The sequence below is a fragment of the Providencia sp. 2.29 genome, assembly GCF_015832305.1.
Lineage (GTDB): Bacteria > Pseudomonadota > Gammaproteobacteria > Enterobacterales > Enterobacteriaceae > Providencia > Providencia stuartii.
This window is the reverse complement of sequence record NZ_CP065420.1, coordinates 2,775,323-2,799,555: the sequence shown is the minus strand read 5'-3', so window position 1 is coordinate 2,799,555 and position 24,233 is coordinate 2,775,323. Positions and strand designations below refer to the sequence as shown.

Below are 24,233 nucleotides of genomic sequence, written 5' to 3'. Positions count from 1 at the left end.
ACAGGTGTGGTGATGATTCAGGGGTTATTAATGGCTATGCAGAAATAGTCTCTTAATACGGGGGAGATTAAGAATAATTAGGTTGGGTTAATTCTATAAATATTAAAAATCCTTTTTATAGCTAATGGAGTGAAGCTGTTATATTTATTACGTTTTTAAAATTATTTATATTATTAAATAATGGTCTTCACAATAAATAGCAGGCAGGAAAATTTTTATAAAAATGAAAATTAACATAGATATTTTATTCTGTAAATTTGAATCCTTATTTGAGTGATAATCAACTCATTATTTTTACTGTTATTTACTGATGTTCAAAGTGTTGCTATGCCATCAAAAATAATATTGAAAGTTATTGCAAATAACAGTTACTGATAGGGGAGCGCATCTGCAATGTTGTATGTTTATTTGTTGAATTTTTATGCAGTCATTGTGCTTAAAAAAAGGAAATGGAGTGGGGGAAAGAATCAATGTATGAGGCTTTATGATGCAGATCACATAATAAATTCTTATGTTTTCATTGTGGTTATTATATGAAAGGTAATTGAAATTTATATAGGCAATATAATAGTCTTAATTTTGCTATTTTTCCATTCTATAGGCCTAAATTTATCCTAAGTTAGGATAATTGTTTAATCGTCTGTTTTTTAATGATATTTGTTATTTTTTTATTCGATTTGGCCATGGTTATAGCGTAAAAAGAAGTAAAATACCTACAAATGGTAATGATAATAATAACTATTTGCAATTGAGTGGGGTTGATATATACTCCGAATCGATCATTTATTTTAATGAATCTGTTGTGAGTAGATAGTTATATTTAATATGCATTTATCATTTATATGGCAAGGAATATTATGAAAAACCTATCATTAACAGCATTAACAATTGTTTTATCGAGTGTTGCGTTTAGTACTAGTGGAGAGACGGTTTCAGGACAGAGCCAAGCGTATGATTCCAATGGAGTTGAGGTGAATGTTGGAAAAACACAGTTTGCACAAGGCACCCATAGTGGGGTTATTGGTGATCCTGGTGTCGGTTTGAAAACCATCGCTAACGGTACAAGAATTGGTTTTTCTGGTTTTAAATCATTAGCACCAGAGAATGAGCAAGGTGTCAATGTATTACCTGCATCAAGTGGTGGCCATGGAGGGGCGATGGGGGAGTTTCATTTTACACAAGTTGCTAATGCAGAAGTCTATTTTGGCGACTGGTCTAAAACGGGGAGTGTAGGTGACCAAAGTCATACTGCTTTCTTCTCAGGTAAAGAAGCCACGGAGTCGGTACCAACCGCGGGGCAGGCGGAATATACCATTGCTGGTATCAATCAATTTGATGGTCAAGGTAAATTAAGCGGTGTATTTAATGCTGATTTTGGTTCGAAAAAATATACAGGCGCTCTAAATGGTCAATCTCTTAATATTACTATGAATGGTAACATTCAAGACAAAGGGCAATTTTCTGGTAGTGCAATAGCAAATGGTTCAATTCAGGGTAAAAGCTCAGGGCAGTTTTTTGGCAAAAATGCGGATGTTGTCGCGGGTATAACCACCTTTGATAGTGACCATACAAAAGACACTTCGTTTGGCGGTTCAAAAGTGCAATAACTTATATTGCGGGTGGAAAGGATTTCCACCTATTACGATTACTTTAATAGAACATTGGTTGAGATTTATGGGGTTATTTCGAGCGGGTATCCTATGGTTGTTACTTTATAGTAGTGTCGCCATCGGAGAGATAAGTGATATTGATAATTATCGCTTTTTATTAAAAGATAAAGCGGAATTTAGTCGAAAATCTCCCGTTATTGAAAATAATAAACCGTTTATTAAAGATGACATCAAAATTAATTTCGATGGTAAAGAATATCAGGTTAGTAATACGCTTAATGAGATGGGAATGGCTATTTATATTGCCTTAAATCGTGGGCAATACGATGACGTAGAACGTCTATTATCATATTACCAACAATTAAGTGGATATGACGTTTTACTTGTTGAGTTTGCTAAAGCACAAATGGCACGTGCAAATCATGATTATGCTCAGGCTATTTTTCACTACCAAACTATTTTAGCGCTAAAACCTGATTTTTTGCGTGTCGAGCTTGAATTAGCTCGAACTTATTTTGAAGATCAACAAAATAATGAGGCATCTTCACAGTTTAAACGGGTATTGGAAAAGTATCAGCAGCAGTTACCACAAAGTGTATTAGCTACAATTTCACAATTTATTACGGAATTAAGTAAACGAAATAGTTGGTCAGGAAGTTTTTCGGTAGGTTACGGTTACAACTCTAATATTAATCAAGTACCGGGGGATAAAAGACAGCGTTGCTACAGAAATGCAGTGCAGCAGTTTTGTTATGGTGCTGGCTTGGCGGATAAAGGCACCAAATTTATCTATGATGGTGATATTAAACGTACCTTTTCACTTTACCAGCATCACAGTTTACTGTTTAAAGCATATACCTATGGCTATAAGTATGATGGTGCTGCCGAGTATAATGAAAATACCAGCCACATACGGGTTTATTATCAATATCAGGATGCAAAAAAATCATTCGCTATTGGCCCAATTAGTGAATTTAAATGGGTAGGAGAGCGGCGACACTATTATGGTGTTGGAGTGGGAATGGAAGCGGAGTATCGTTTTTTACCCCAATTTTCGCTGAGTACAGTGATTGATCACCAAAAAATAAACTATCGTTCACCTTATCAAAGCCAAGATGGTAATAAGAGTCAGGCTTATATCACAGGGATTTATGCTCTTAGCTCAGATGCGGTGATATTTGGTGGTGTAGATAGTGGGTATGTGAATAAGGTTTATGATAGTGACAGTTATAAACAATATGGCATAAGAGGAGGAATATTTAAGGACGTTAGTCAGTATTATCATCTATTGGGGATCGCCAGTTATAAGCAAACTCGATTTAATGCTCCGCAATATGCGTTGGGAAGTCAAAATCGAATGGATGATGAACAACTGTATTTGGCTAAGTTAAGTTTACCTAAATACAGTATTGCCACAATGACACCATCCATTTCTTATAGGTATAGAGTCAATAAAAGTAATATTGATGCACTGTATTCATATCAACAAAGTGAAATTGAAATTAGATTAGAAAAACGCTTTTAATATTTTAGGTGTTAACAATGAAAATAAAAAAAATCATCACAATGAATATTGTGACAGGGATTTCGCTTACCTTAATTTCCGGTTTAGTGTTAGCAAAAGAACAAGAAGACCTCGGTACTATTATTGTTAAAGATAACGCAGAAACAATTAAGGAACGCGATCAAAAAGGTTATGACGATCAGTATGATAAAAATGAATCCAATATTTACCTCGGAAAAGATCTTGTTGAACGTTATAAAGGAACTAACCCAGCAGATGTGCTCAATAGTGCGGTAGGGGTGTATAGTGGAGATGCACGTAATAGTGGTGCATTAGATCCCAATATTCGGGGGATACAAGGTCAAGGGCGAGTACCAGTCACTGTCGATGGCACAGAGCAAGCCCAAACAGTGTGGCGAGGATATAACGGAGCCAATAATCGTAATTATGTTGACCCAAATATGATCAGCAGTATAACGATTCAAAAAAGTGCATCCTTAAACCCTAATGTGAAAACATCGGTTGGTGGGGGCATTGCGATAAAGACACTTAATATTGATGATGTCGTTGCTCCAGATGAAACGTTTGGTTTTGATTTAAAATTGGAAACCAGCAGTAATTCAACAAAACCAAGAGTACCTAATTTAGGTTATGGGCATGACTATCGAGATGACCCTGCGATTATGGATAATATAAAAAATGGCAACAAAGCAAGAATGTTGTTTAATGATCCAGGGCTGCTAGTTACGCCTAAATCTCGTGGAGACGCAAACTTTTTTAATTTTAAAGATAATGCAGTTAGGGTCGCGGTGGGAACTCGGCAATCACGTTTCGATATCATGGCGGCTTATAGTTATCGAGACCAAGGAAACTACTTTGCGGGTAAACGTGGAGCTAATCGCTATAAAGATGATGTGTTTAGTTATGACCCGAAGAACCCATCTAAACCGGTTGACCCCTATTTGCCTTTTGCTGCGAACGTGTTTGCACCAGGTAAAGAGGTAACTAATACCTCCAGTGAAATGGAGAGTTATTTAGTGAAAACGAATCTATTTTTATCTGACTCACAAAAGGTGTCATTAGGATATACCCATACGACGAACCACTATGGGGAAATCATGCCATCAAGGATCAGTTTCATGGAGTTAGATGGAAAAGTGCCGCAATGGACACTTGCGAAATTTAATATTCAAGCTTTTCATGCCGACTATTATTTAAATCCTGAAGATAATCCATACGTAAATATGAAACTTGGTTACTGGATGACCAAAACAACGAGTGATACGAATACTTCAGGCGGTTTTCCTCGAGAGCCTAAAGAGCGTGATATGGGGTTTGAATATGGGTGGATGCCTCGCAACCCTAATATTGATGGTACGTTAGTACCGGGTGCATCCTTGAATTCAACGAACAAACGACAAGGATTAAATTTATCTAACCAAATGGCATTAACAGATAGCCTTGATTTAACTTTAATGGGGAGTTTTAGCAAAGAAACGGTTGATACAGAGGATGATATTTTTGAATATTCAGGGAGTTCTACATCGACGATTTTCCGAGCTGTACCGAGAGAAGGGGAAAGGCAAGAGAATACATTCGCATTTAATTTTGAATGGCGGCCAACAGATTGGTTGAATGTGACGGCTGGTGCTCAACGAACGAGTTATTGGTCGAAAGATCATTTATTAGATAAACGACGCGATGCGAAAGATGTTAACTTTGCGAGACCTCATCAACTACTCTCCAAAAACTATGATATTTCACGCACAATTACACAAAATGAATATGACACATTGACTCGTTTTACCAATGCTGAAGGGCAAAAATTAGATGACGTCATGGATTCGCCTTATTATTTAGAAAGGTTTGTTGAGGAAGCGCTAAATTTACAAAAACATTCTCTCGATTATGCGGGATTCAGATCTGCAAATGGGCAAGGGGAGTTCCGCATAGATGAAAAAAATAAGGCTAAATGGCGACCCGATGGAAAAAATAAACTGACCCGAGAAACCAACCCTTTTTATAATGGTACGATTGATACAAAAGCACAGACTGTCGATCCATTTACAGGAAAAGTGGTTAATCAATATATTCCCAATCAATCTCGCTCTAGCGATGAACAGGAAGATATTCGCTATTTATCCGAAGAAGAACGATTCCGCCATCAGGGGAAAAAGAAAGCACATGCTTGGGCGCCTTCCTTTTCCGCTTCTGCCTATTTAACTGATAATGACCGAGTTTATGCGAGCTATACGGAAACGGTACGTATGCCTAGTATCTTTGAGGATACGGTAGGTTTTTCTGGCTCAAGGGGTTATGCGTCACTCACCGAGAAGTTTGAGCCTGAACGCGGTAAAACAGTGGAAGTGGGTTATGTGCGTAATTTACAAAGTCTACTGGGTGCAGAACGTTTTGCTGACGTGCGTATTAATTATTATCACACGGTCATTGAAAACGCGTTTGAACGGGATATCTATCTCAAGTTTACACAAGTAGATAAGCACAAAACATCAGGTATTGAGCTACAAGCTCGTTATGACAATGGTAATTATTTTGGGGATATTGGGCTTGATTACCGTTTGCAAAATGAGGTGTGTGATAGTGCCTCCATTGCTGCTTTAGATCCAACTAACAAGTTTAATATGTCTGAATGTGTTGATGCGGGCTTTCCTGGTGGGTTCTTACGCACACAATTACAACCTAAATACAGTATTAATGCCAATTTAGGGATGCGTTTTTTGGATGAGCGTTTAGAAATTGGTAGCCGCATGCGTTATCACAGCCGTGCTGAAAATAATGACGAAAAGAAAATGATGGATAAATATCCGGCCAACTACGCACCTTTAAATAATAGCCCAATGCGCTGGGAGCCTGTATTTGTTGCCGATGCTTACGTCAGTTATGGCATTTCAGACAACGTCAAAATGGAATTGTTAGCGACAAATATTCTTGATGAATATTATGTGGATCCACTCACTCGAACCATGATGCCTGCTCCAGGTAGAACGTTACGATTGAATTTTACAAGCCATTTTTAAAGCAAAATGCCCTTCTTGTGGTACTAAGAAGGGCATCTTAAGATTCTCATGAAAAAGACGCGTTTTTTAACTGTTACTCTGTCTGTTTTGCTGCACGCTGTCATTATTATGGGCTTTATTCATCTGGCTCAAGAAGAAAAAAATCAACAGCATCAAGCGGTAATGGATGCGCCAGTGATGTCGATTGCGTTAACACACGCTATTGAAGAAACTGCGCCAACAGACTCAGATATGACACCCATGGTTGAGCCTGAAGCGGAGATTGTTCCGCCTGTTGTCGTGGAGACGGCACAGGTAGTGCTACCAAAAAAAGAGAAGAAAATTGAGCGACCTAAAAAAAAGGTCAAAGAGCCAAATAAGCGTTTAAGCGAGAAAAAAGAGGTTGAACAGCAAAAAGTATCTACCAATAAAATAACCAAGTCGGCAATAACACCACAGCAGTCACAACAAGGGGAAACGGCGGCATCTTCCCCTTCGATGGGGAAGGTGGGGCAACCTAAAAATGGGATGTCAAACCTAGCAGATACTCAGCAAATCAATGCATACAGGGAAAAATTACGCCAAGAAGTTGAAAGGCATAAACGCTATCCTCGGCGCGCCAAAAGTATGAAGAAACAAGGTGTTGCTCAAGTCCAATTTAGGTTAACGGAGACGGGAGAAATAACGTCAGCGCGTATTGTGAGTAGTTCAGGTAGTGAACTATTGGATAACGCTGCGCTCGCTGCTGTTGAAAAAAGCCAGTCAGTAGGGAAGCCACCTTCCGGCTTTGCTCACATAGTCACCTTTAAAATTGAATTTAAATAGCGATTGTGGGTGGCACACATCATTCAGTTGCCGTAGATATTTTTTCGCCAATAAAGTTAATCGTTGAAATCCCTTTTTCACAGGCTGTTTCTTTCAGTGTAGAAGGGGTTTTTTCTGCTGATTTTTTAAGGTTGTTTAGCTGCTTAACATATTTTTCTGAACCTGCAATTGTCGGGTTCTCTTCTAAATAACCTATCAGTGAATCTATTTGTTGATAGAAATAGTCGCATTGACTTTGATTGGGTTCAATTTTCTTGAAATTTTTTAGCCCTTCGGGAATTAAGTTTGCTGTATTATCTTTAACTAATTCAGCATATTGCCCATTTTTAATTTGTTCGACAGTTGAGTCAATTTTGCTTTTTAAGTTAAAAAACAGAGCTCCCACGACAATAATGGTGATCAGCAATACCACATTTACAAAAAGGCTAATTGGCAACAAATACTTTTTCATAGTAATCCCTTAGATATCAGGTTTGTTGTTGATATATGTATTTTTCCATCGAGCCTAATATAGCACTTAACTTGAATTACAGTAAAATAAAATATGCAAGTAACCTCTAATATTAAAACGGTGATTAAGTGTCTCTAGAACAAAAGTAATTTTTAAGGCAAACAGTATGGTGCTACAGCATAGGATAAATAAACTACCTGTTTATAGGGTACAAAGGAGATTGCATAAAACGCATTGTTTATTTGCATAAAGAATCAATGTTCAGTGATCCGCTAGCGAAGTATATTAGGTTTGATTCCTTAGGATATAAAGGAAAAATGCAGTAGCCAGTAAATTATTTCTGTTGGTGAAGAATTATTCAGGCTGATATTCTTTTGAGTTTGTTATTCGCCATATTAATCACGATGGTGAGAGTCTAAAATTTCAAACGAATATTATTCGCTTAATTCCCCATTCAGTTTGAATTTAGTTAATGCTTATTAATAATTTTATGATTGCGTTTTTAAAATCTGAACTCGCTATATGTTTTATTTTATTTTTATTAATTAGCATTTTAATTTATGGATAAAAACCTATCGACTGCTGGGTTTTTATCAATCATTTTATATTAATCAGTCTAAGGTTATTTTATGAATAAAGTATTATTTTCTATTATAGCAACATTTTTTTTGTTCTTCAGCGGTAGCACAATCACAGGCTCACGATAAGGTACGTACGCATGAAAATGCGCTGATTGCTTTAAGTTTTACAGAAAACACTACCTCTCAAGCTAACCAAATTGCGATGGCTAGGCATGCTGAAAAAGCCAATATTGAAAAGCCAACGATTAATGGTCTATCGAAAACGTTTTTAAATATGGATGCCCATGAAAAAGCCGCGACGGCATTAAGTTTCACAGAAAATAGCCGATCGTATGCTGTACAACGTGTGATTAATCAACATATGGCAAGAAACCAAACTAAATAAGCTTAATGAAATAGCGCATAGACACTCTATGCGCTATTAAGCATTTAGCAATGTGAATTAAAATAGTTTTTTCTGGGGAGGCCCTGAGAAATTCATTTTACCAATATTTTCCATAAGGACTTCTACAACGACAGGCTGTTTTAATTCGACGGCACGTTGTAACGTAGATTTGAAATCTTCTGCCTTATCAACGGTTAGTGCTTTAATTCCCATTGATTCTGCTAATCGCGTAAATGAAGGAGTGAGTAACTCATTATAATATTGCCGATCAGCGAAATATTTCTCTTGGATCCCGCGCATAACACCATATCCATGGTCATTCATAATAAGAAGCACAATCGGTAGTTGCTCTTGTGCCATGGTAGCAAGCTCCCCAATACCTAGCATTAAACCACCATCGCCAACTAAGCCAATAACGGGAGTCTGAGGATTCGCTTTAGCGCTACCGATAGCCATTGCTAAGCCTAATCCAATCGCACCAGCCAAAGAGTGAATATTGTGTAATGGCTGAGTCGCTTTTAGTAAGCGGCTTCCCCATAAGCTACCTGAAACGGTGATATCTCGCACAAATATACCGTGATCTGGCAGTGCCTGCTCAACCGCATCGCTTAATTGGCTGTATGGTCCACATTGCGCTCTGAGTTGTGCCTCGGCTTGCTGAGTGGCTTCTTGGACTTGTTGTTGCCATTGTGGTGAAATTGTTCGCTTAGATTGCTCGAGTTTGCTGGCCAATGCGTTCAGAATACTATGGCAATCGGCAGTAACCACCAAATCTGCACGATAGTTTCGATTAGCCGCTAGCGGATCGATATCAATTTGAATTAAAGGTTGTGGCAAGGGTAATGACCACGTTTTGGTTTCATTACTGCGTAAACGAGAGCCAGCGACGAGTGTGATATCGCAAGAACGCATCAATTTATCAATAGCATCTGCGTTATGGAAAGCGCGTAAACTAAATGGATGTTCGTCAGATAAAATACCTCGCCCATGCGTACTACTGATCACCGCTACCCCCTGATCTGCCAATTTTTTAATCGCATCAGAGGCGTGTAGCGCACCACCACCAATCCATAATAAAGGGCGTTGTGCATGCTGTAATTTTTGCCAAATCGCATCGACTTGATCCGCCGTTGCTTCTGGTAAAGGTTGAACTGTCAGTGGTGCGCTGAGTAGCGATAAGGGAACTTGTGCGCTTTGTATATCAATCGGTATTTCGATAGAGACGGGGCCACAAGGAACGGTTTGTGCAACTTGAATGGCTTTATGTAAGACGGCAACCGCTTGTTCGGCGCTATGGACGCGAAATGCTTGCTTAGAGCTGGCTTTTAAAAAGCCAAGTTGATCGCGCGTTTCGTGAATAAAACCGGCATCCATATCCAGATACGCTTTTTCTACTTGCCCTGTAATATGGATAATTGGCGAGCAAGCATTCATGGCTTCAATCATTGAGCCCACGGCATTACCCGCGCCGGCTCCTGTGCTGGTTAAGGCGACGCCAAGTCCGGTGAAGCGACCATGTGCATCAGCCATGGTAACGGCACCCGCTTCCCCACGACTAGGGGTGAAGTCAATCACGCCACGGCGACCAATTGCATCTGCAATCGGCAGGTTGTGGATTGAGATAACGCCATAGACGGTACTGACTTGGTATTGTTCTAATGTTCTGGCGATCGCCTCGCCAACCGTGATTGTCTCATACATAGTGTTCTCCTTTAGAATTCGATAACCAATAATTTGCAACGTGAAGATATTTACGGATGCATGGTCATTTATTCACACCAACGGTTTGGTTGTGGGTTTAGTGCCAGAAAAATACTTTTTTGCTGCATATAAGCTTTGAGGCTTTCAAGGCCTTTTTCTCTACCGAGTCCACTCTCTTTAAACCCACCAAAAGGTGTTGAAATGGAGAAAACTTTGTAGGTATTGATCCAAACAGTACCAACGTCTAAAGCATCTGCTAATTTAAAGGCGCGAGTGTAATCTTGCGTCCAGATCCCCGCAGCAAGGCCATAAATAGAATCATTGGCTTCTTCTATGAGTTGCGTTTCATTATCAAAAGGGATAACGACCAGTACAGGCCCGAAGATCTCTTCTTGGCAGACAGAAGCTTGGTTATTCAGCCCTTCAATAATGGTTGGTAAATAATAATTCCCTGCTTGTAAGTTAGGGTCTTGGGGGATAGCTCCGCCAAGGCGAATTGTGCCACCTTCAGCGATTGCTTGGTTGACGTAGCGAATAACACTTTCTCGGTGTTCGGGGGATATCAAAGGGCCGACATGAACCCGTTCTTGGCGAGGGTCTCCGATAATGAGTTGTTGAGTCAGTGCAGTGAGCTTTTCCATAAAAGGTTCATAAACAGCACGTGAGACGAACAGCCTAGAGCCTGCAATACAAGCTTGCCCCATTGAACTGAAAATACCATAACAAACGCCATGTGCAGCAAGGTTGAGATCCGCATCTTCTAAGACAATAGTAGGAGACTTACCACCAAGCTCTAGTGACGTTGTGATCAGTTTTTCTGCCGCAATATGTGCGAGTTGTCGGCCTGTATTGGTGCCGCCAGTAAAGGATATTTTTTTCACTAAAGGATGGCGGACAAGTGCATCACCAACGATAGAGCCTTTACCGGGGAGTACGCTGAGTAAGCCACTCGGTAGACCCGCTTGCTCAAATAATTCCGCGAGTTTCAATGAGATAAGCGGGGTCGCCTCGGCGGGTTTTAATATCACAGCATTGCCCGCGGCTAGTGCAGGTGCAATTTTTTGCATATCGCTAGCAATCGGTGAATTCCATGGTGTAATAGCGGCAATAACACCTAGGGGTTGATATGTACTTAATGTCATCATATCGGGCTGGCGGCGAGGAGGCAGCTCTCCGCCACTGACTTCGCATACGGCGGCAAAATAACGGGCTGTTGCCGCGGCACTCATGACTAGCCCACGAGCTTCTGCCCAAGGTTTACCATTGTCGAGAGTTTGTAAGCGGGTTAGCTCGTCTGCTTGCTCTTCGATTAGCATACTGACGTTGTGTAAAATAGTCGCGCGTTGATGTGGGGGCATATTGCGCCAACTTGGCGCTCGCCATGCACGCTCTGCCGCCTGAACCGCTTCTTCAACATCACTTACACTGGCGCTGTTGAGCGTGGCGATAATGTGTTGGTCACCCGGAAAGCGAGAGCACATTTCATTACCGCGCCCTTGTTGCCATCGTCCACCGACAAATATATCGAGTTTTTTCATGGGAATTCTCCAGTCAGATAATGGCATCTTGATCTGCAATGCGACGGCAAATTTCGACGGCACTTAATGCAGATAGCAGGGATGTTTTAGGATTTGAAGGTAATGGGTTACCATTTAATTCGATACAAAAATGGCCAAAATCACCAGTAACCTCAATGCGATGACTATTTTGCTTGGTCGTCGGGTCGACCATAAGTTCGACTTTTGTTTTATCCATACCGATACCGTAGAGGGCAACCGTCGCCGCCACATTGGCATTTGCGGGGAATTTCAGTGCCGCCTCGCGTGCTGTTCCGTGGAAAAAAACCGTTGGCTCTGTAACCGTATCTAGGTCGATGTAATTTTCAGCCGGACCATTGCGCCAGCTGGCAGGACTTTTACGTGATTGGTAGGTTACTTGGCGGATTGCGGCTTCTTTTGCACAACGTAGTCCATCGAGACCAGCAACAGCACCTGATAATGGGATAAAGATAGCGTGGTGTTGTTGAGCTTTTTGGCTTAGCGTTTGTGCTAATTGCGCATCCGCCAATGCGCCAGTTGAAATCACGGCTAGCGTCCAGCCTTTTTCTAAAACCATGGGGGCATACTGTTTGACAGCATGTTGACTAGCACACTCCAAGATTAAGTCTGGTTTTTGTGAGGCGTGCGTCGGGCAGCTTAGTGGTATCACACGGTTTTGAAAGCGTTGTTTGATATCATTGTGGTGATGTTCGCGGGCCACTATCCAGCCTAGCTCAATCCCAGCAGGAAGCCGTTGGATCACTTCATTCGCCATAGCACCATATCCGATAAGCATCAGTGTTTTCATCATCGTTCCCTTAAATGTGGTGGCAAAAACCGCCGGAGACATCTAACGCCGCACCAGAGGTAAATGAAGCCATTGGTGAAGCTAAAAACACCAATGCTCTAGCAGGCTCTTCTGGTTTCCCTAAGCGTTGCATTGGAATGCCGCGTTTTTTGGCGATCTCACCAATCCAACTGTGCCAATCAAGACTTTTGTCGCTACGCGCCTCAAAGCGGCGACGCCATTGCTCTGACTCCACCATGCCGAGCAAGATAGAATTGACACGAATGCCTTTCGGCAGAAGGGTTTTCGATAGATTAAGCGTGAGATTGAGTAAAGCCGCGCGAGCGGCAGAGGTCGCTACCATATGAGGCTCTGGTTGTCTTGCTAATAGCGAGTTGACACAGGTAATTGACGCGATATCTGACTGTTCTAACAAGGGCATAAATGCATTAACGGGATTGATAACGCCAAACAATTTAAGTTGCGCTTCTTGTAACCAAGCTTCTTCAGGCGTATCAGCGTAGTGAGCCACATATCCTTGACCTGCATTATTAATCAGTAAATCGACTTGCCCAAAATGTGTTTGTACTTGCTGTGCAAATGCCTCAGTTTGCGTTTTATCCAGCACATCGCAACAGACAGCGAGCAACTTAGCGTGTGGATAGGCCGCCTGTAATGCGTGATGTGCCTCGGTCAGTTTATCTTGGTTTCGACCACAAAAGGCGACATGACATCCTTCGGCTAACAGGAGTCGGACTGTGGCTAGGCCAATTCCTGAACTTCCTCCAGTGACGACGGCGACACGATTTTCTAATTGTAAATTCATAGCGCTTTCCTTAATCAAACTTCTACTACGGCATAGGTCGCCAAAAATTGCTTCAGGTAATGGTTAAATGGCTGAGATGCATCGAGATAACTTGCATGTCCTGCTCGTTCAATATAGGTAAGGGGGCAACTGTGTTGCTGAGCGAGCATGTGCACTTTTTCAGGCGGCGTAATGGTGTCATCAAGACCAACAATCATTTGGACGGGGCCTGAATAAAGATTGAGGTAACGGCTAATATCATCGTGAGCCAACATCCATGCTGCGGCTAAGAAACCGCGAGGGTTAAGTTTACGCATGGTTTGCCTTACCCAATCAATCTGTGGTTCACTGGCAGATGGGCTTAGTAGGGCGGCGGCACGATGCTGTGCATAATATTCAATACCTGAATTGAAGACGATTTCTCGTCGTTGTTCATAAACCTGTCTCTGTTCAGTTTTATGTTTAGTTGCGTAGCCTTGCGCCGGATTGGCTAAAAATAAACCTTTTATTTTTTGTGGATATTTTGCAGCGAACGCACAGGCCATGATGGCACCAAGTGAATGACCAACCAATACAACTTGAGGAAGATCTAAGCCATCGATAAAGGCCGCTAATGCTTCCGCATAGTCATTGGCGGTTGGGGTGTCGGTAGTCAGTGCTCGGCTATTGAGGTAGCCTGGTGCATCCCATGCCAGCAAGCGGTATTGCTGGGTCAGTGATGAATCTGTCAGTTGATAAATCCACGATGCAGAGCCTGAGCTAATACCATGAAGTAAGATCACCGTTTCACCGTTCCCGGCTTCACGCCAATTCAAATGATATGAGCCGAATTCAGCGGTTTGGATAGTGGGTAAATGTTCAATAGGCAGTTTCATCACTGAATTCTCCTGTTAACTACGTTTGACTTTTGATAATGGATGATCGTCTGGGTAAGTCGGAATGGCAGGCTTAGGCGTACCGATCATCACGCACATCAACGCTTCTTCTTCACCATGATTAAATAAACCACGGTAAATCCCAGCTGGAACCGAAATTAGGTCACGCTCCTTGAGCACGGTTTCATACTCTTCATCCCCATCTTTAATAAATAAGGTGATGGTTCCTTTGAGCATGAAAAAGACTTCTTCAACATCAGGGTGCAGGTGCAGCGGTCCTTCACACTTTGAGGGCAGTACCATGGTTGAGAAGGTAAAGTTTTCCGCGGGAACGGTATTGGCATCGTTGGCAACCCCTGTCGCCCCCGTACCGATGTAACGCATCTGCGCCCGACGGTATTTAGGGTCAAAATCCGCCTGAAATTTCAATGCATTCCAGTCATATTTGCGGCCTTCAAAACGGGCGATGCGTGATTCAACCCAATCCGCCATCGAGATGCCTTGTGGTTTTATTTGATTCAGTTGTTGTGACATAGTGATATCTCCTGATATTGAGTAGTTAAATCAGTATCTTTTTATAAGGGGGATAAGTAATACGCTGCCGATCAAACCGATAATGACAATAAATAACAGGCCACTATCCATATTGTGGGTGAGGGTGATTAATACCCCCATTAACAACGGTGCGGCGGCACCCGCAAGGTTGCCTAATCCATTGAAAATACCGCCAGCGAGTGCACTGACTTGCTTTTGTGTCGCTTTGGCCAGAAGAGCAAATATATTTGGAGCACCAGCCCCCCACATAAACATGCTAAAGGCCATCATTAAAATAATGCTGTAGGTACTGGTGAGAAATAGCACACCTGAAAGGCCGATTACGGCGCCAAGTAATGAGATAAAACAGATTAAGGCACGACGATCATAACGGTCAGAAATCCATGCTCCTATCGCTTCACCAAATAACATGGCGATAAAGGGGAGTGAGGATAAGATCCCCGCGTGCTCTAAATTGATTGATTTGCCTTTGATTAAATAGCTTGGTAACCAGCCGTTCATGCCCCAGAGGTAAACTAAGAAGGCAATATTAAATAAGCAGATAATCCAAAAATGGCTATTGCGTAACAGGGTATTACGTTGAATTTTAGCTTCTGCCATGTCTTTGGTAGAGACTTTGCCATCCACGTTTTGTGTTTGCTTATTGACTAAATTGGGGTGGCGAATGCCGATAACGACTAGCCACCATACGGGTACAGTGAAAGCCGCCATAACGAAAAAGGTGCTTTGCCAGCCAAAATTATTCAGTAAGTACAAGGAAATTGGAAAACCAAGAGCCGCACCAATAGGCGTGCCTAATAACCAAAGCATTGTCGCTCTTGCTTGCATTTTTTGTGGAAAAGTACGGCGCACGATGGCATAGGAAATGGCAAGTAATGGCCCTTCAGCAATACCTAGTAATACTCGAAGAAAAACCATTGTGGCGTAATGGTGAGTAAAACCCATAAAAATCATTAAAATACACCAGCTACTGATCATAAATAGCAGCATTTTGGTGGGGTGAAATTTATCGCCAATCCCACTGAGCAGCATGGATGACACGCCATAGGCAAACAGGAATGCACTCATCAATAGCCCAAGACGTGTGGGATCAAAATCAATTCCTAGAGCTTTTTGGAACTGTTCATCAGAAAATAGGGCGGCAATACTAATTTTGTCGAAAAAGGCTAACAGTACGCAGGAAAATAGTGCGATTGGGATCAACCAGTTCACGCTTTCTTGCGGTGATGCCATTTCATTTTCTTGTGTCACTGAGGGCACGGGTATCGGTTGGTTTGCCATATTATTTCTCCTACCTGCACATTTACTTCAGTGACATCAGTGAAAAATTAGGATCTGCAAGTTCCGATGGGGATAACTTGCGGCTGTTTTGCATCCACCTTTTGCCTAGCTTGATGGAACGAGGGTCATTAAATGCGACCATCTGAACTAATTCGTTGTCATCATTCAGTGAAAAATGCACTTCAGCATTTGGTGTGATGCGTTGAATATGTTGGGTTGCTAGTGGGGTTGGGATCCCTAAAATCTGGATATTGTCTTGATATTGATCTGACCATAGCCATGCAGGGTCATTAAAATCCTCACTGTGGGCATTAAGCATGGCTTTGGCGGTGGTAATGGCTTGGTTTTGTGCATAAGCCCAAGATTGTAAACACAGGGATAATGTGGGATGACAAGCAACATCGCCAGCAGCATAAATATCAGGGTGAGATGTTTGCCCTTGTCCATTGATCACAATACCGTGTGTGACTTCAAGGCCTGCTGTTGCCGCTAGCTCAAGATTTAATTCAACACCGATCCCCATAACAGCAAGATCAAAGGATTGGCTAGGCTGCTTAGCACAACTGATCCGTAAATCATCGTGACTTTCATCGAGCAAAATTTCGCCACAATCGGTTATGATTTCTACCCCCGCTTGCTGGTGGCGTTGCGCGAGTGCGTTTGAAACAGATGCAGGTACACTACGCTGACATAAGCGCTCTTGGCGTTCAAAAACGGTAACGTCAATGCCCATTTGGCGTGCAGAGGCCGCAACTTCTAAGCCAATCCATCCACCGCCAATAATGGCCATTTTTTTAGCGGACAACAGCGCTTCACGTAAACGTTGCCCATCATCCCAAGTACGCAGGGCAAATACGCGAGGATGCGATTGCCAAGCAGAAGAGAGAAAACGAGGCCGGCCTCCCGTTGCAATTAATAATTTATCAAAAGCTAAATGGCGACCATCACTGAGCTGCACCTGCTTTTTGTTGGCATCAATATGGGTCGCACGAACAGGGCGATACCAAGTCAAATTCAGAGAGTCCGTTTCATCTTCACTAAATAGGCGTGATAGAGGGGTGCCCTCCTGTTTCAAAGCTGCCTTTGATAAAGGCGGTCGTTCATAGAAATCATGTGGTTCATCACTAATAACAGATAAAATGCCTTGGTAGCCTTCATCTCGTAATGTTTTTGCGGCCCAGCCACCGGCTTGCCCGCCGCCGATAATGACAATACCGCCATCAATAAGTTGTGTCATGGCATCACTCCTTGTCTTTTTTCACTTGTCGGCGTGTTTCGTGGTCGATACCACCTTCAACCGCCCATTCGGTAAAGGAAACGAGAGAGTGCTCTAGTTCACGGGGTTGCCATTTTTCGGTTAGATAGTCGTCGTTGGTGTAGTACTCAAACGCACCGCCCGTTGGGCTATTGACATACCAGAAGTAGGCAGACGAAATAGGGTGACGACCCGGGCCAATAAAAGTACTCCATTTTTGGCGGTTCATGGCGAGGCCACCGCCAATCACCTCATGAATATCGCGAACCGTAAATGCCACATGATTCAGACCCCGCCCGCGATGAGGCAGCTTGAGTAGGAATAAATTATGGTGGCAACCATTAATTTGTGTACGTAAAAAAACCGCACGGTCGATATAACGGTCAGACACTTGGAAGCCCAGTTTTTGGCAATAGAATGCTTCTGTGGCCTGTAGGTCATCAACAAAAAAGACCACATGACCAATATTAATGGGGGTTGCTTTGTCATAAACAGGGCTTGGCGCATCAATACGACGAATATCTCCCCACTGGTTGATAGGGGAAATATCGACGGTAACATCTTGTTGTTGGCTAATCGTAAAAGCCACCGTCATACCGTTCGGGTCAAGGCACTGTGCCCCATCAGAGGTGAGTTGAAAGCCTGCGCAATCTTCAATCTGTTTGATGACCTGTTCGAGTGTAACGTGGTCTTTTACGCCCCAAGTGATCCGTCGTAAGGTGGAGCCTGGTTCAAAAGGTGTAGGCAAGCGGGGATCATCAATCGATGAAAGGGTAACGCTTGCACCGGACAGTGTTGTAAAATAAGAAGGGTTATTGGGTGATGTTTGCAGTCCAAAATCCTGCAAGAATTGCTGACAAGCGGCAAGGTTATCAACACCAAACTCTAATTTTTCAATACCAATGACTGACATAATTTGACCCTCTATATAATCGTTTTTTATTGCCGACCTTGTTTTTGGGCAAGCAGAGGCCTGAGGCTTATGGCAATAAACCTAATATTTAGTTTTATTTATGGGTAACGCTATACCGCTTTAGCGGAGGTTATTCCGCCAATAAACTCAGTAAGTTTTTGGGCTGCATCGCTCACTTCATTTTGTAATCGTTGGCGTTCTTGCGCGGGAATGCTATCCATTGGCACCATAATACTGATCGCCGCCTCGACACCGTGGTCTCGGTTGTAAACAGGGTAAACAATGGAAGAGATACCCCGACGGTAAAAAGACTCTCCGATAACATAACCCCGTAGCCGGTCTGCTTGGATCATTGTCCAAAATGCCTGTTTACTTCCCGCATCATCAGGTAACTCATCATCAGGATAGAGGGTATCGAACTCCTCTCGACTTAAGCCACTAAGTAACATCCGACCAATTGAGGTGCGGTGAGCTAATAACCGAGTACCAACACTCACGTGGTTAATTTTTGATTCGGCAGCACTAACCCGAGCAATATAAATAATGTCTCGCCCATCGCGTATGACGAGGTGACTATTGCACTGACTACGGTCGCGTAATTGTTCAATGATCGGTTGGCCTAACTGTGTTAGATCGAGTGAGGCAATGTACCCTAAACCTAAGCTAAGCACTTTGCGACCGAGTGAAAAAGCTCCTGTCCTTGGGTGTTGTTCGATAAAGTCTAAATGCACCAAAGTTTGTATTGCACGATAGGCCGTCGCTTTCGGCATATCGATTAGACGTAAAATTTCAGCAAAGGTTAGCTCTCGGTGCTGCTGTGCTAGGAGTAACAAAAGCTGCAATCCTTTTTCCAAACCGGGGATCAAATATTTGCATGTTGAACTCAAAGCGTTAACCTCCCCGCATTAAGCGGCGTCTTTAGTTAAATACAAACCCACCATTGACGGGGATCAGTTGGCCCGTCACAAAATCGGCCATTGGCGAAAGCAAATATAAGACAGTACCGGTCACATCTTCGGGCTTTTGCTCCCCTTGAATAGCACGCCCATTTTCATAAAGCTGGTGGCGCTCAACTGGTACATATTCGGTGGCTTCAACTTTAGTTAGGCCAGGCGCGATAGCATTGACACAGATCCGGTGTGTGCCAAGCTCCCTTGCCATTGAGCGTGTCATGCTAATAATTGCCCCTTTGCTCGCGACGTAAGCCATCAGCTTAGGGGCGCCCCATAGAGCTGTATCAGAAGCAATATTCACTATCTTGGCATTTCTACTTTGGCGCAAAAATGGGAGTGCCGCCTTTGTCACTAACCATGTGCCTCTTACATTAACGGTCATGACGCGATCCCATAGATTTAAGTCATACTCATCCAATGTTTTGCCGCCAACGCCAGTGGCAAGGGCGGCATTATTAACGAGGCCATCAATATTGCCTTGTTGACCAATCTGCTGAAAAACATGCGCTATGGCCTCGGGGTCGGCAATATCTAAGTTAAAACCATCGGCAGTCAAACCGGCTTGGCGTAGCTGGGTAATGCTTTGCTGTAGGCGATCACTTAATATGTCGCACAGGATGACGTGAGCACCTTGTTGTGCGATCGCTTTCGCAAATTCAAAGCCTAAGCCTCTTGCTGCACCCGTAATGACGATGCGTTTGCCTGCCAGTAAATTATGCATTTGACGTTTCCTTATTATAAATTTGGTCAAATTGCTTTTTGGCTTCACGTTGCATAATACGGCGTAGGCGAGATAGCCCAACATCATGCTGATAAAGGAACTCATGTTGGCGAGCATTAGGCGCCATATTTTCAAGGATAATACGGTCTTGCTCTAAAACATCCCAATGTAATCCCTCTAAGCGATTACGGTACATAAAGCGCCAGAGATCACGTTGCCAATCTTTTACTTTACGGATACGCCAAAAGAAGACGCGGGTATTGAAGCGATCTTCTGGCACAACCATTCCGATGATCCAGAAGTGGCCACCCGGTCCGAAACGTTTTTGATAAGGGATGGATAGGCGTAGCCAGTTCGCGCCTGTACTGGCAAATTCAACCCAATCAAAATTCACCCCCATTTGGTCATTTTTGCGGAAGATAAACCCATTTTGAGTCGGTTCTAAAATCATCTCTGATTGCTTATCACCGTCCGCCATTGAATGCGAAGAAGAGTGGAGATAAGTGCCATGCATGGGATCCATGACATTTTCGAGTGCATATTGATAATTACAATGCCAAGTGGCTGTACATAAAAAGTGGCTATGATTTTCACTATCCGCCAGCTCTTCAGGGAACGCTAGCGTCGGTGGCTCTTCATCAGTAATGGCAAAATAAAGAAAGATTGCGCCATGATATTCTTGAACTGGGTAGGTTTTTAGGCACTTTTGACCTTCTAATGGACATTGGCTAACAGCAGGAACATCTTTGACAATACCATCGCCTCCAACTTCAACGCCGTGATACCAGCAGGCAATACGTTCACCTAGGTTCCACCCCATTGATAAGCGTGCACCACGGTGAGGGCAGCGGTCTTCAAGTGCATGAATTTGACCTTGCTGATCACGCCATAACACAATTTGTTCTTCTAAGCGGGTGATACCGATTGGGTTGCTAGTGACTTCCCAACTGGATAAAACGGGATACCACTGGCCTCTAAGTCCAACGTCTAAATAATCTTGATAGTTCTGAAGTTGTGCATGAGTTGTCATAATCTGCTTCCTGTTGTCGTGGGGTATCGTTGGTTATTATTATTTCTGCGTCACTGGCAGGAGATTAATACCCGTTTACTTGGAGAAATTCGCGAAAACTGGCTTCATTCCATGGTTGTCCTTGTCTATCAAAGAGTTGTCTTTGATTGAGTGCACTAATAATTTGCTCGAGAGTTTCAATACCTGAATCAAATAAGATTTCCAATGTGGCAATGAGAGCGGTTTCGTAGTCATCAGGGAGACGTGAGCGAGTTTGCCAAACGATATTTGGCGCCGTTCCCGGTGCTTGGATTTGCCCTTTACCGCCTTCACGAGCCGGTATAATTTGGTGATTAGCAGGTAAGTAAGGGTTGAAATTCTGTATCGGTTCCATTTCTACTCCTCAATAAAGCTAATTTCGATTTGGTTGTTATTAATGCGAGTCTGGTAGGTTTTGAGATCGCGACCACCTGGCTCACGTAGGCATTTTCCTGTTTTGATATCAAATACAGCCTCATGAAGTGGGCACTCCACTTTGCCATCCTCAACAAACCCTTGACTGAGTAGGGCATAGGCATGAGGGCAAACATCTTCCATGGCGTAATATTGATCATCCACTAAGAAAACACCGATCTCGGTATCATTGACTCGGGCTGAATAAGGAAATTCTTCTTGTACTTGCGAGACATCACAAATCGCGACCCAACTCATATTGTTTCCTCCACAGCAAAATAGTGTTGTTTCATATATAAAACATTGTTTATTATTTAAAACTAGCCTAATAGGCTGAGCGATAAACAGTCAATCGAATGTTACTCATATGTAAAATATTTGTTTTGAAATGTGCAGTGTGTCGAGATTATGGTCATTTTTAGTTTCATATGAGAAACAAAATGGGCTGAAAATAGTGTGACTATCGTTTGATGGATAAAATCATAAAATAAGGGATTATCATTATTTCACGGTAAATTACCCATTATAGTGGTAAAAAATAAATAACAGCAAAGAGTGAGAATTATTTCTGATATGAGAAAGCCTTTATCCATTAAGGCGTTTTTTTATTTTCTTCAGAGAGAAGGAATAGGAAAATTGAAAGGAATGAGATTTAAAAGTTTATATTTTTTAGTTTGTTACTAAGAATTAAATTAAAACCCACCGAAGTGGGTTAGTGAATTATCGTACTGTTAAGACAGAAATCTTAGAGTTTTGGATGATCATCGAAGCTGTTGATCCTAAGAAATATGTTGACATTCCAGGGCGTCTAGAACCAATAACAATCAAATCTGCTTGAATATCATCGGCAATACGCAAAATTTCATCCCTAGGCGTTCCCATGACGACCTGAGCGGTAAACTTTTCTTTAGGAAGATTAAAATATTTAATAATATCAACTAATTGATTTGTTACTTTATCTTGTTCGCTATCTGCATTTTCGGCAAAACCAAAGCCCATAGAGGTATAAAAAGGGATAGTAGGAATAACTGCTAAAAAATGAATATGAGCGCCTTCTTCCTCCGAAAGGTATTGAATATGAGGAAGTACAAGGTTTGCTAAATTTTTCTCTGTAATATCAATAGGAACTAAAATTTTTTTATACATATTGTTCTCCGAACAATTATCCAAGCCTATTTAAAATCTATCCGCTAAAAACAATCAGTAAAAATAAAGATAAGTTTAATATTTAATCAATTTAACATCTTATAGCCAATACAAAAATGGAGTTAGCTAACAATAACAATAACAATACAACGTTGTAACGAACAATACTTTGACGGCGGCTTGAAGTTAGAAAATTAAAACGGTTTGATGAAAAAACAGTTCATTTGTGCGGTTCCCCATTGAATGACTATCTTTCTCATCTTAGTTATTATATGGTTTATATATAAATCGTAATATTTTATATGTTAATGAGGTGCTGTCTTGGGAATCGTGAAAATTTCAGATGATCTGCATGACTATTTGCGCCGTGCTAGCCAAGTGATGTCACGCTCGATCAATTCTCAGGCTGAATTTTGGATAAAAATAGGTATCCAAGCCGAATTAAATCCCGATAAAACCTTCACAACGCTTATCAGCGAAATGCTAGAAAAAGAAACTGTTAACCATAAAGGGAAGTACCATGAGTAATATCACAATCAAAACAGCTGAAGAAATTGAATTGATGCGTGAATCCGGCCGTTTATTAGCCAAAGTATTTGCGATGTTAGATACTTTTATTGTGCCGGGTATTACGACCATGGAAATTAATGACAAGGTTGAAGATTATATTGTTAATGAATTGCAGGCGAGACCAGCCAGCAAAGGCCAGTATGGTTATCAATATGTATTAAATACCTCCCTTAATGAAGTGGTGTGCCATGGCGTACCGAAAGCTGATGAACATTTGAAAGCCAGAGATATTATCAATGTTGATATCACATTAGAGAAAAATGGCTTTATTGCAGACTCAAGTAAGATGTATGTGATGCCCGAAGCCTCACCATTAGCACGTAAACTTGTTAAGGATACTTATGAGGCTATGTGGGAAGGGATCAAACAAGTCAAACCAGGGGCAACACTAGGGGATATTGGTTCTGCAATCCAACACCATGCAGAAAAAAATGGTTATAGCGTGGTTCGTGAATATTGTGGTCATGGTATAGGCCGTGAAATGCACGAAGCTCCACAAGTGCTACATTATGGTGTACGTGGGCAAGGGGTTACCTTAAAAGAAGGGATGACATTCACAATAGAGCCGATGATCAACCAAGGTGGTATGAAAATTAAGACCAAAAAAGATGGTTGGACAGTTGTGACGCGAGATAAAAAATTATCGGCCCAATCAGAACATACTGTTTTAGTGACCGCAACCGGTTATGAAGTCTTAACTTTACGCGATGAAGAAAAAGCATTTGTCGCAAAACATCATCTTTAAAATTTGACGATGGCTCTGCAAAGCCGCGAGTGCGGCTTTCAGACTGTTATCGCGAAGCATAATAATTAATTTCATAACGCTGGCCATATTCGCTCTTGGGATTCAGTCTTTCAAACAGAAAATCGATAGCCATTCTTGTTTTATGGGGTAAATAGTGTCTATTAGGATAAACCGCATAAATAGAGTGTTCTGGCAATGAGTAATCCGTCAGTAAAGGGGTTAGCATACCTTTTTCAATATAAGGGGCGGCGATAAAGCAGGGTAGCAGCGAAATTCCCACTCCTTGAACAGTCGCTTCGCTATTATTGGTCAAGTCGTATCAAGCTTTATCTTAGATATCATCAACGGGCAGGCTGGAAATCATTTACTCTTACAATCGATAGGGTTGCTATTGATTATTTTAGGCGTGTTTTATCAATACATAAAAAAAGATAATTAAAGTGATAATCATAAAGGTAATATTTTGTTGTCAGTAGGGTTATATTTTTTGTGTTGTCATTTGAAGAGTAATAATTATTAATGACTAAAGAAATAGCATATTTAGGTCGAGAAG

At 41.9% G+C, this 24,233-nt stretch carries 24 protein-coding genes; 7 read left to right on the top strand and 17 right to left on the bottom strand.

Annotation, left to right across the window (positions count from 1 at the left end; translation table 11 throughout):
- Positions 1 to 857 precede the first annotated feature (857 nt).
- The 4 genes from I3B46_RS12930 to I3B46_RS12915 all read left to right on the top strand — a co-directional run bounded on the left by I3B46_RS12930 (position 858) and on the right by I3B46_RS12915 (position 6,956).
- Positions 858 to 1,607, top strand: a complete 750-nt coding sequence (locus I3B46_RS12930) for a Slam-dependent surface lipoprotein (protein WP_231405853.1) — start codon at positions 858 to 860, stop codon at positions 1,605 to 1,607.
- 67 nt (positions 1,608 to 1,674) lie between these two features.
- Positions 1,675 to 3,135, top strand: a complete 1,461-nt coding sequence (locus tag I3B46_RS12925) for a porin family protein (protein WP_104873404.1) — start codon at positions 1,675 to 1,677, stop codon at positions 3,133 to 3,135.
- A 17-nt stretch (positions 3,136 to 3,152) separates the two neighbouring features.
- Positions 3,153 to 6,152, top strand: a complete 3,000-nt coding sequence (locus I3B46_RS12920) for a TonB-dependent receptor domain-containing protein (protein ID WP_104873405.1) — start codon at positions 3,153 to 3,155, stop codon at positions 6,150 to 6,152.
- Between the two features lie 48 nt (positions 6,153 to 6,200).
- Positions 6,201 to 6,956 carry an energy transducer TonB gene (locus I3B46_RS12915; protein ID WP_004918928.1) on the top strand — a complete coding sequence of 252 codons (756 nt, stop codon included), beginning with the start codon at positions 6,201 to 6,203 and terminating at the stop codon, positions 6,954 to 6,956.
- Between the two features lie 19 nt (positions 6,957 to 6,975).
- Here the strand turns inward: I3B46_RS12915 and I3B46_RS12910 are convergent, their stop codons facing one another.
- Positions 6,976 to 7,407, bottom strand: a complete 432-nt coding sequence (locus I3B46_RS12910; protein ID WP_004918937.1) for a hypothetical protein — start codon at positions 7,405 to 7,407, stop codon at positions 6,976 to 6,978.
- A gap of 783 nt (positions 7,408 to 8,190) precedes the next feature.
- On the opposite strand from I3B46_RS12910, the gene I3B46_RS21805 reads away from it, so the two are divergent.
- Entirely contained in the window at positions 8,191 to 8,373 is a 183-nt protein-coding gene (locus I3B46_RS21805) for a hypothetical protein (protein WP_231405852.1), read from the top strand.
- A gap of 57 nt (positions 8,374 to 8,430) precedes the next feature.
- On the opposite strand, the gene I3B46_RS12900 is transcribed toward I3B46_RS21805, so the two are convergent.
- The 15 genes from I3B46_RS12900 to I3B46_RS12830 form a co-directional block, all read right to left on the bottom strand.
- Positions 8,431 to 10,074: a thiamine pyrophosphate-binding protein gene (locus I3B46_RS12900; RefSeq protein ID WP_104873406.1), complete on the bottom strand. Its 1,644-nt coding sequence runs from the start codon at positions 10,072 to 10,074 to the stop codon at positions 8,431 to 8,433.
- A 68-nt stretch (positions 10,075 to 10,142) separates the two neighbouring features.
- The gene (locus I3B46_RS12895) at positions 10,143 to 11,612 is read right to left on the bottom strand and encodes an aldehyde dehydrogenase (RefSeq protein ID WP_104873407.1); all 1,470 of its coding nucleotides are present in this window, start codon (positions 11,610 to 11,612) and stop codon (positions 10,143 to 10,145) included.
- 13 nt (positions 11,613 to 11,625) lie between these two features.
- Complete coding sequence (locus tag I3B46_RS12890; protein WP_104873408.1) at positions 11,626 to 12,420, bottom strand: aspartate dehydrogenase; 795 nt, start codon at positions 12,418 to 12,420, stop codon at positions 11,626 to 11,628.
- 10 nt (positions 12,421 to 12,430) lie between these two features.
- Complete coding sequence (locus I3B46_RS12885; protein WP_014658164.1) at positions 12,431 to 13,225, bottom strand: SDR family oxidoreductase; 795 nt, start codon at positions 13,223 to 13,225, stop codon at positions 12,431 to 12,433.
- A gap of 14 nt (positions 13,226 to 13,239) precedes the next feature.
- The gene (locus I3B46_RS12880; protein ID WP_104873409.1) at positions 13,240 to 14,079 is read right to left on the bottom strand and encodes an alpha/beta fold hydrolase; all 840 of its coding nucleotides are present in this window, start codon (positions 14,077 to 14,079) and stop codon (positions 13,240 to 13,242) included.
- A 15-nt stretch (positions 14,080 to 14,094) separates the two neighbouring features.
- Positions 14,095 to 14,613 (bottom strand): cupin domain-containing protein, encoded by a 519-nt coding sequence (locus I3B46_RS12875; RefSeq protein WP_004918950.1) that lies wholly within the window; start codon positions 14,611 to 14,613, stop codon positions 14,095 to 14,097.
- A 30-nt stretch (positions 14,614 to 14,643) separates the two neighbouring features.
- A complete protein-coding gene (locus I3B46_RS12870) occupies positions 14,644 to 15,867 on the bottom strand; it encodes an MFS transporter (protein WP_376739126.1) in 1,224 nt (407 codons plus the stop codon).
- Between the two features lie 70 nt (positions 15,868 to 15,937).
- Positions 15,938 to 17,152: an NAD(P)/FAD-dependent oxidoreductase gene (locus tag I3B46_RS12865; protein WP_004918952.1), complete on the bottom strand. Its 1,215-nt coding sequence runs from the start codon at positions 17,150 to 17,152 to the stop codon at positions 15,938 to 15,940.
- Positions 17,153 to 17,156: 4 nt separating this feature from the next.
- A complete protein-coding gene (locus I3B46_RS12860) occupies positions 17,157 to 18,083 on the bottom strand; it encodes a VOC family protein (protein ID WP_104873410.1) in 927 nt (308 codons plus the stop codon).
- Between the two features lie 110 nt (positions 18,084 to 18,193).
- Positions 18,194 to 18,970: an IclR family transcriptional regulator gene (locus I3B46_RS12855; protein ID WP_036943834.1), complete on the bottom strand. Its 777-nt coding sequence runs from the start codon at positions 18,968 to 18,970 to the stop codon at positions 18,194 to 18,196.
- Between the two features lie 31 nt (positions 18,971 to 19,001).
- Positions 19,002 to 19,757, bottom strand: coding sequence for an SDR family oxidoreductase (locus I3B46_RS12850; RefSeq protein ID WP_004918960.1), 756 nt, complete (start codon positions 19,755 to 19,757; stop codon positions 19,002 to 19,004).
- On the bottom strand, positions 19,750 to 20,787 hold the full coding sequence (locus I3B46_RS12845; protein WP_004918962.1) for an aromatic ring-hydroxylating oxygenase subunit alpha: 1,038 nt from the start codon (positions 20,785 to 20,787) through the stop codon (positions 19,750 to 19,752). Before I3B46_RS12845 ends, I3B46_RS12850 begins: the two co-directional genes overlap by 8 nt.
- Before the next feature lie 64 nt (positions 20,788 to 20,851).
- Positions 20,852 to 21,160, bottom strand: a complete 309-nt coding sequence (locus I3B46_RS12840; protein ID WP_004918964.1) for a recombinase-like helix-turn-helix domain-containing protein — start codon at positions 21,158 to 21,160, stop codon at positions 20,852 to 20,854.
- Positions 21,161 to 21,162: 2 nt separating this feature from the next.
- On the bottom strand, positions 21,163 to 21,477 hold the full coding sequence (gene nirD / locus I3B46_RS12835) for a nitrite reductase small subunit NirD (RefSeq protein ID WP_004918973.1): 315 nt from the start codon (positions 21,475 to 21,477) through the stop codon (positions 21,163 to 21,165).
- 462 nt (positions 21,478 to 21,939) lie between these two features.
- A complete protein-coding gene (locus I3B46_RS12830) occupies positions 21,940 to 22,365 on the bottom strand; it encodes a universal stress protein (protein WP_163762056.1) in 426 nt (141 codons plus the stop codon).
- A 321-nt stretch (positions 22,366 to 22,686) separates the two neighbouring features.
- Between I3B46_RS12830 and I3B46_RS12825 the strand changes: the two genes are divergently transcribed.
- On the top strand, positions 22,687 to 22,893 hold the full coding sequence (locus I3B46_RS12825) for a ParD-like family protein (RefSeq protein WP_036943836.1): 207 nt from the start codon (positions 22,687 to 22,689) through the stop codon (positions 22,891 to 22,893).
- Positions 22,886 to 23,680 carry a type I methionyl aminopeptidase gene (gene map, locus I3B46_RS12820; RefSeq protein ID WP_004918978.1) on the top strand — a complete coding sequence of 265 codons (795 nt, stop codon included), beginning with the start codon at positions 22,886 to 22,888 and terminating at the stop codon, positions 23,678 to 23,680. The genes I3B46_RS12825 and map overlap by 8 nt, the downstream gene beginning before the upstream one ends.
- Positions 23,681 to 23,726: 46 nt before the next feature.
- On the opposite strand, the gene I3B46_RS12815 is transcribed toward map, so the two are convergent.
- A complete protein-coding gene (locus tag I3B46_RS12815) occupies positions 23,727 to 23,993 on the bottom strand; it encodes a LysR substrate-binding domain-containing protein (protein WP_004918980.1) in 267 nt (88 codons plus the stop codon).
- Positions 23,994 to 24,233: the final 240 nt, after the last annotated feature.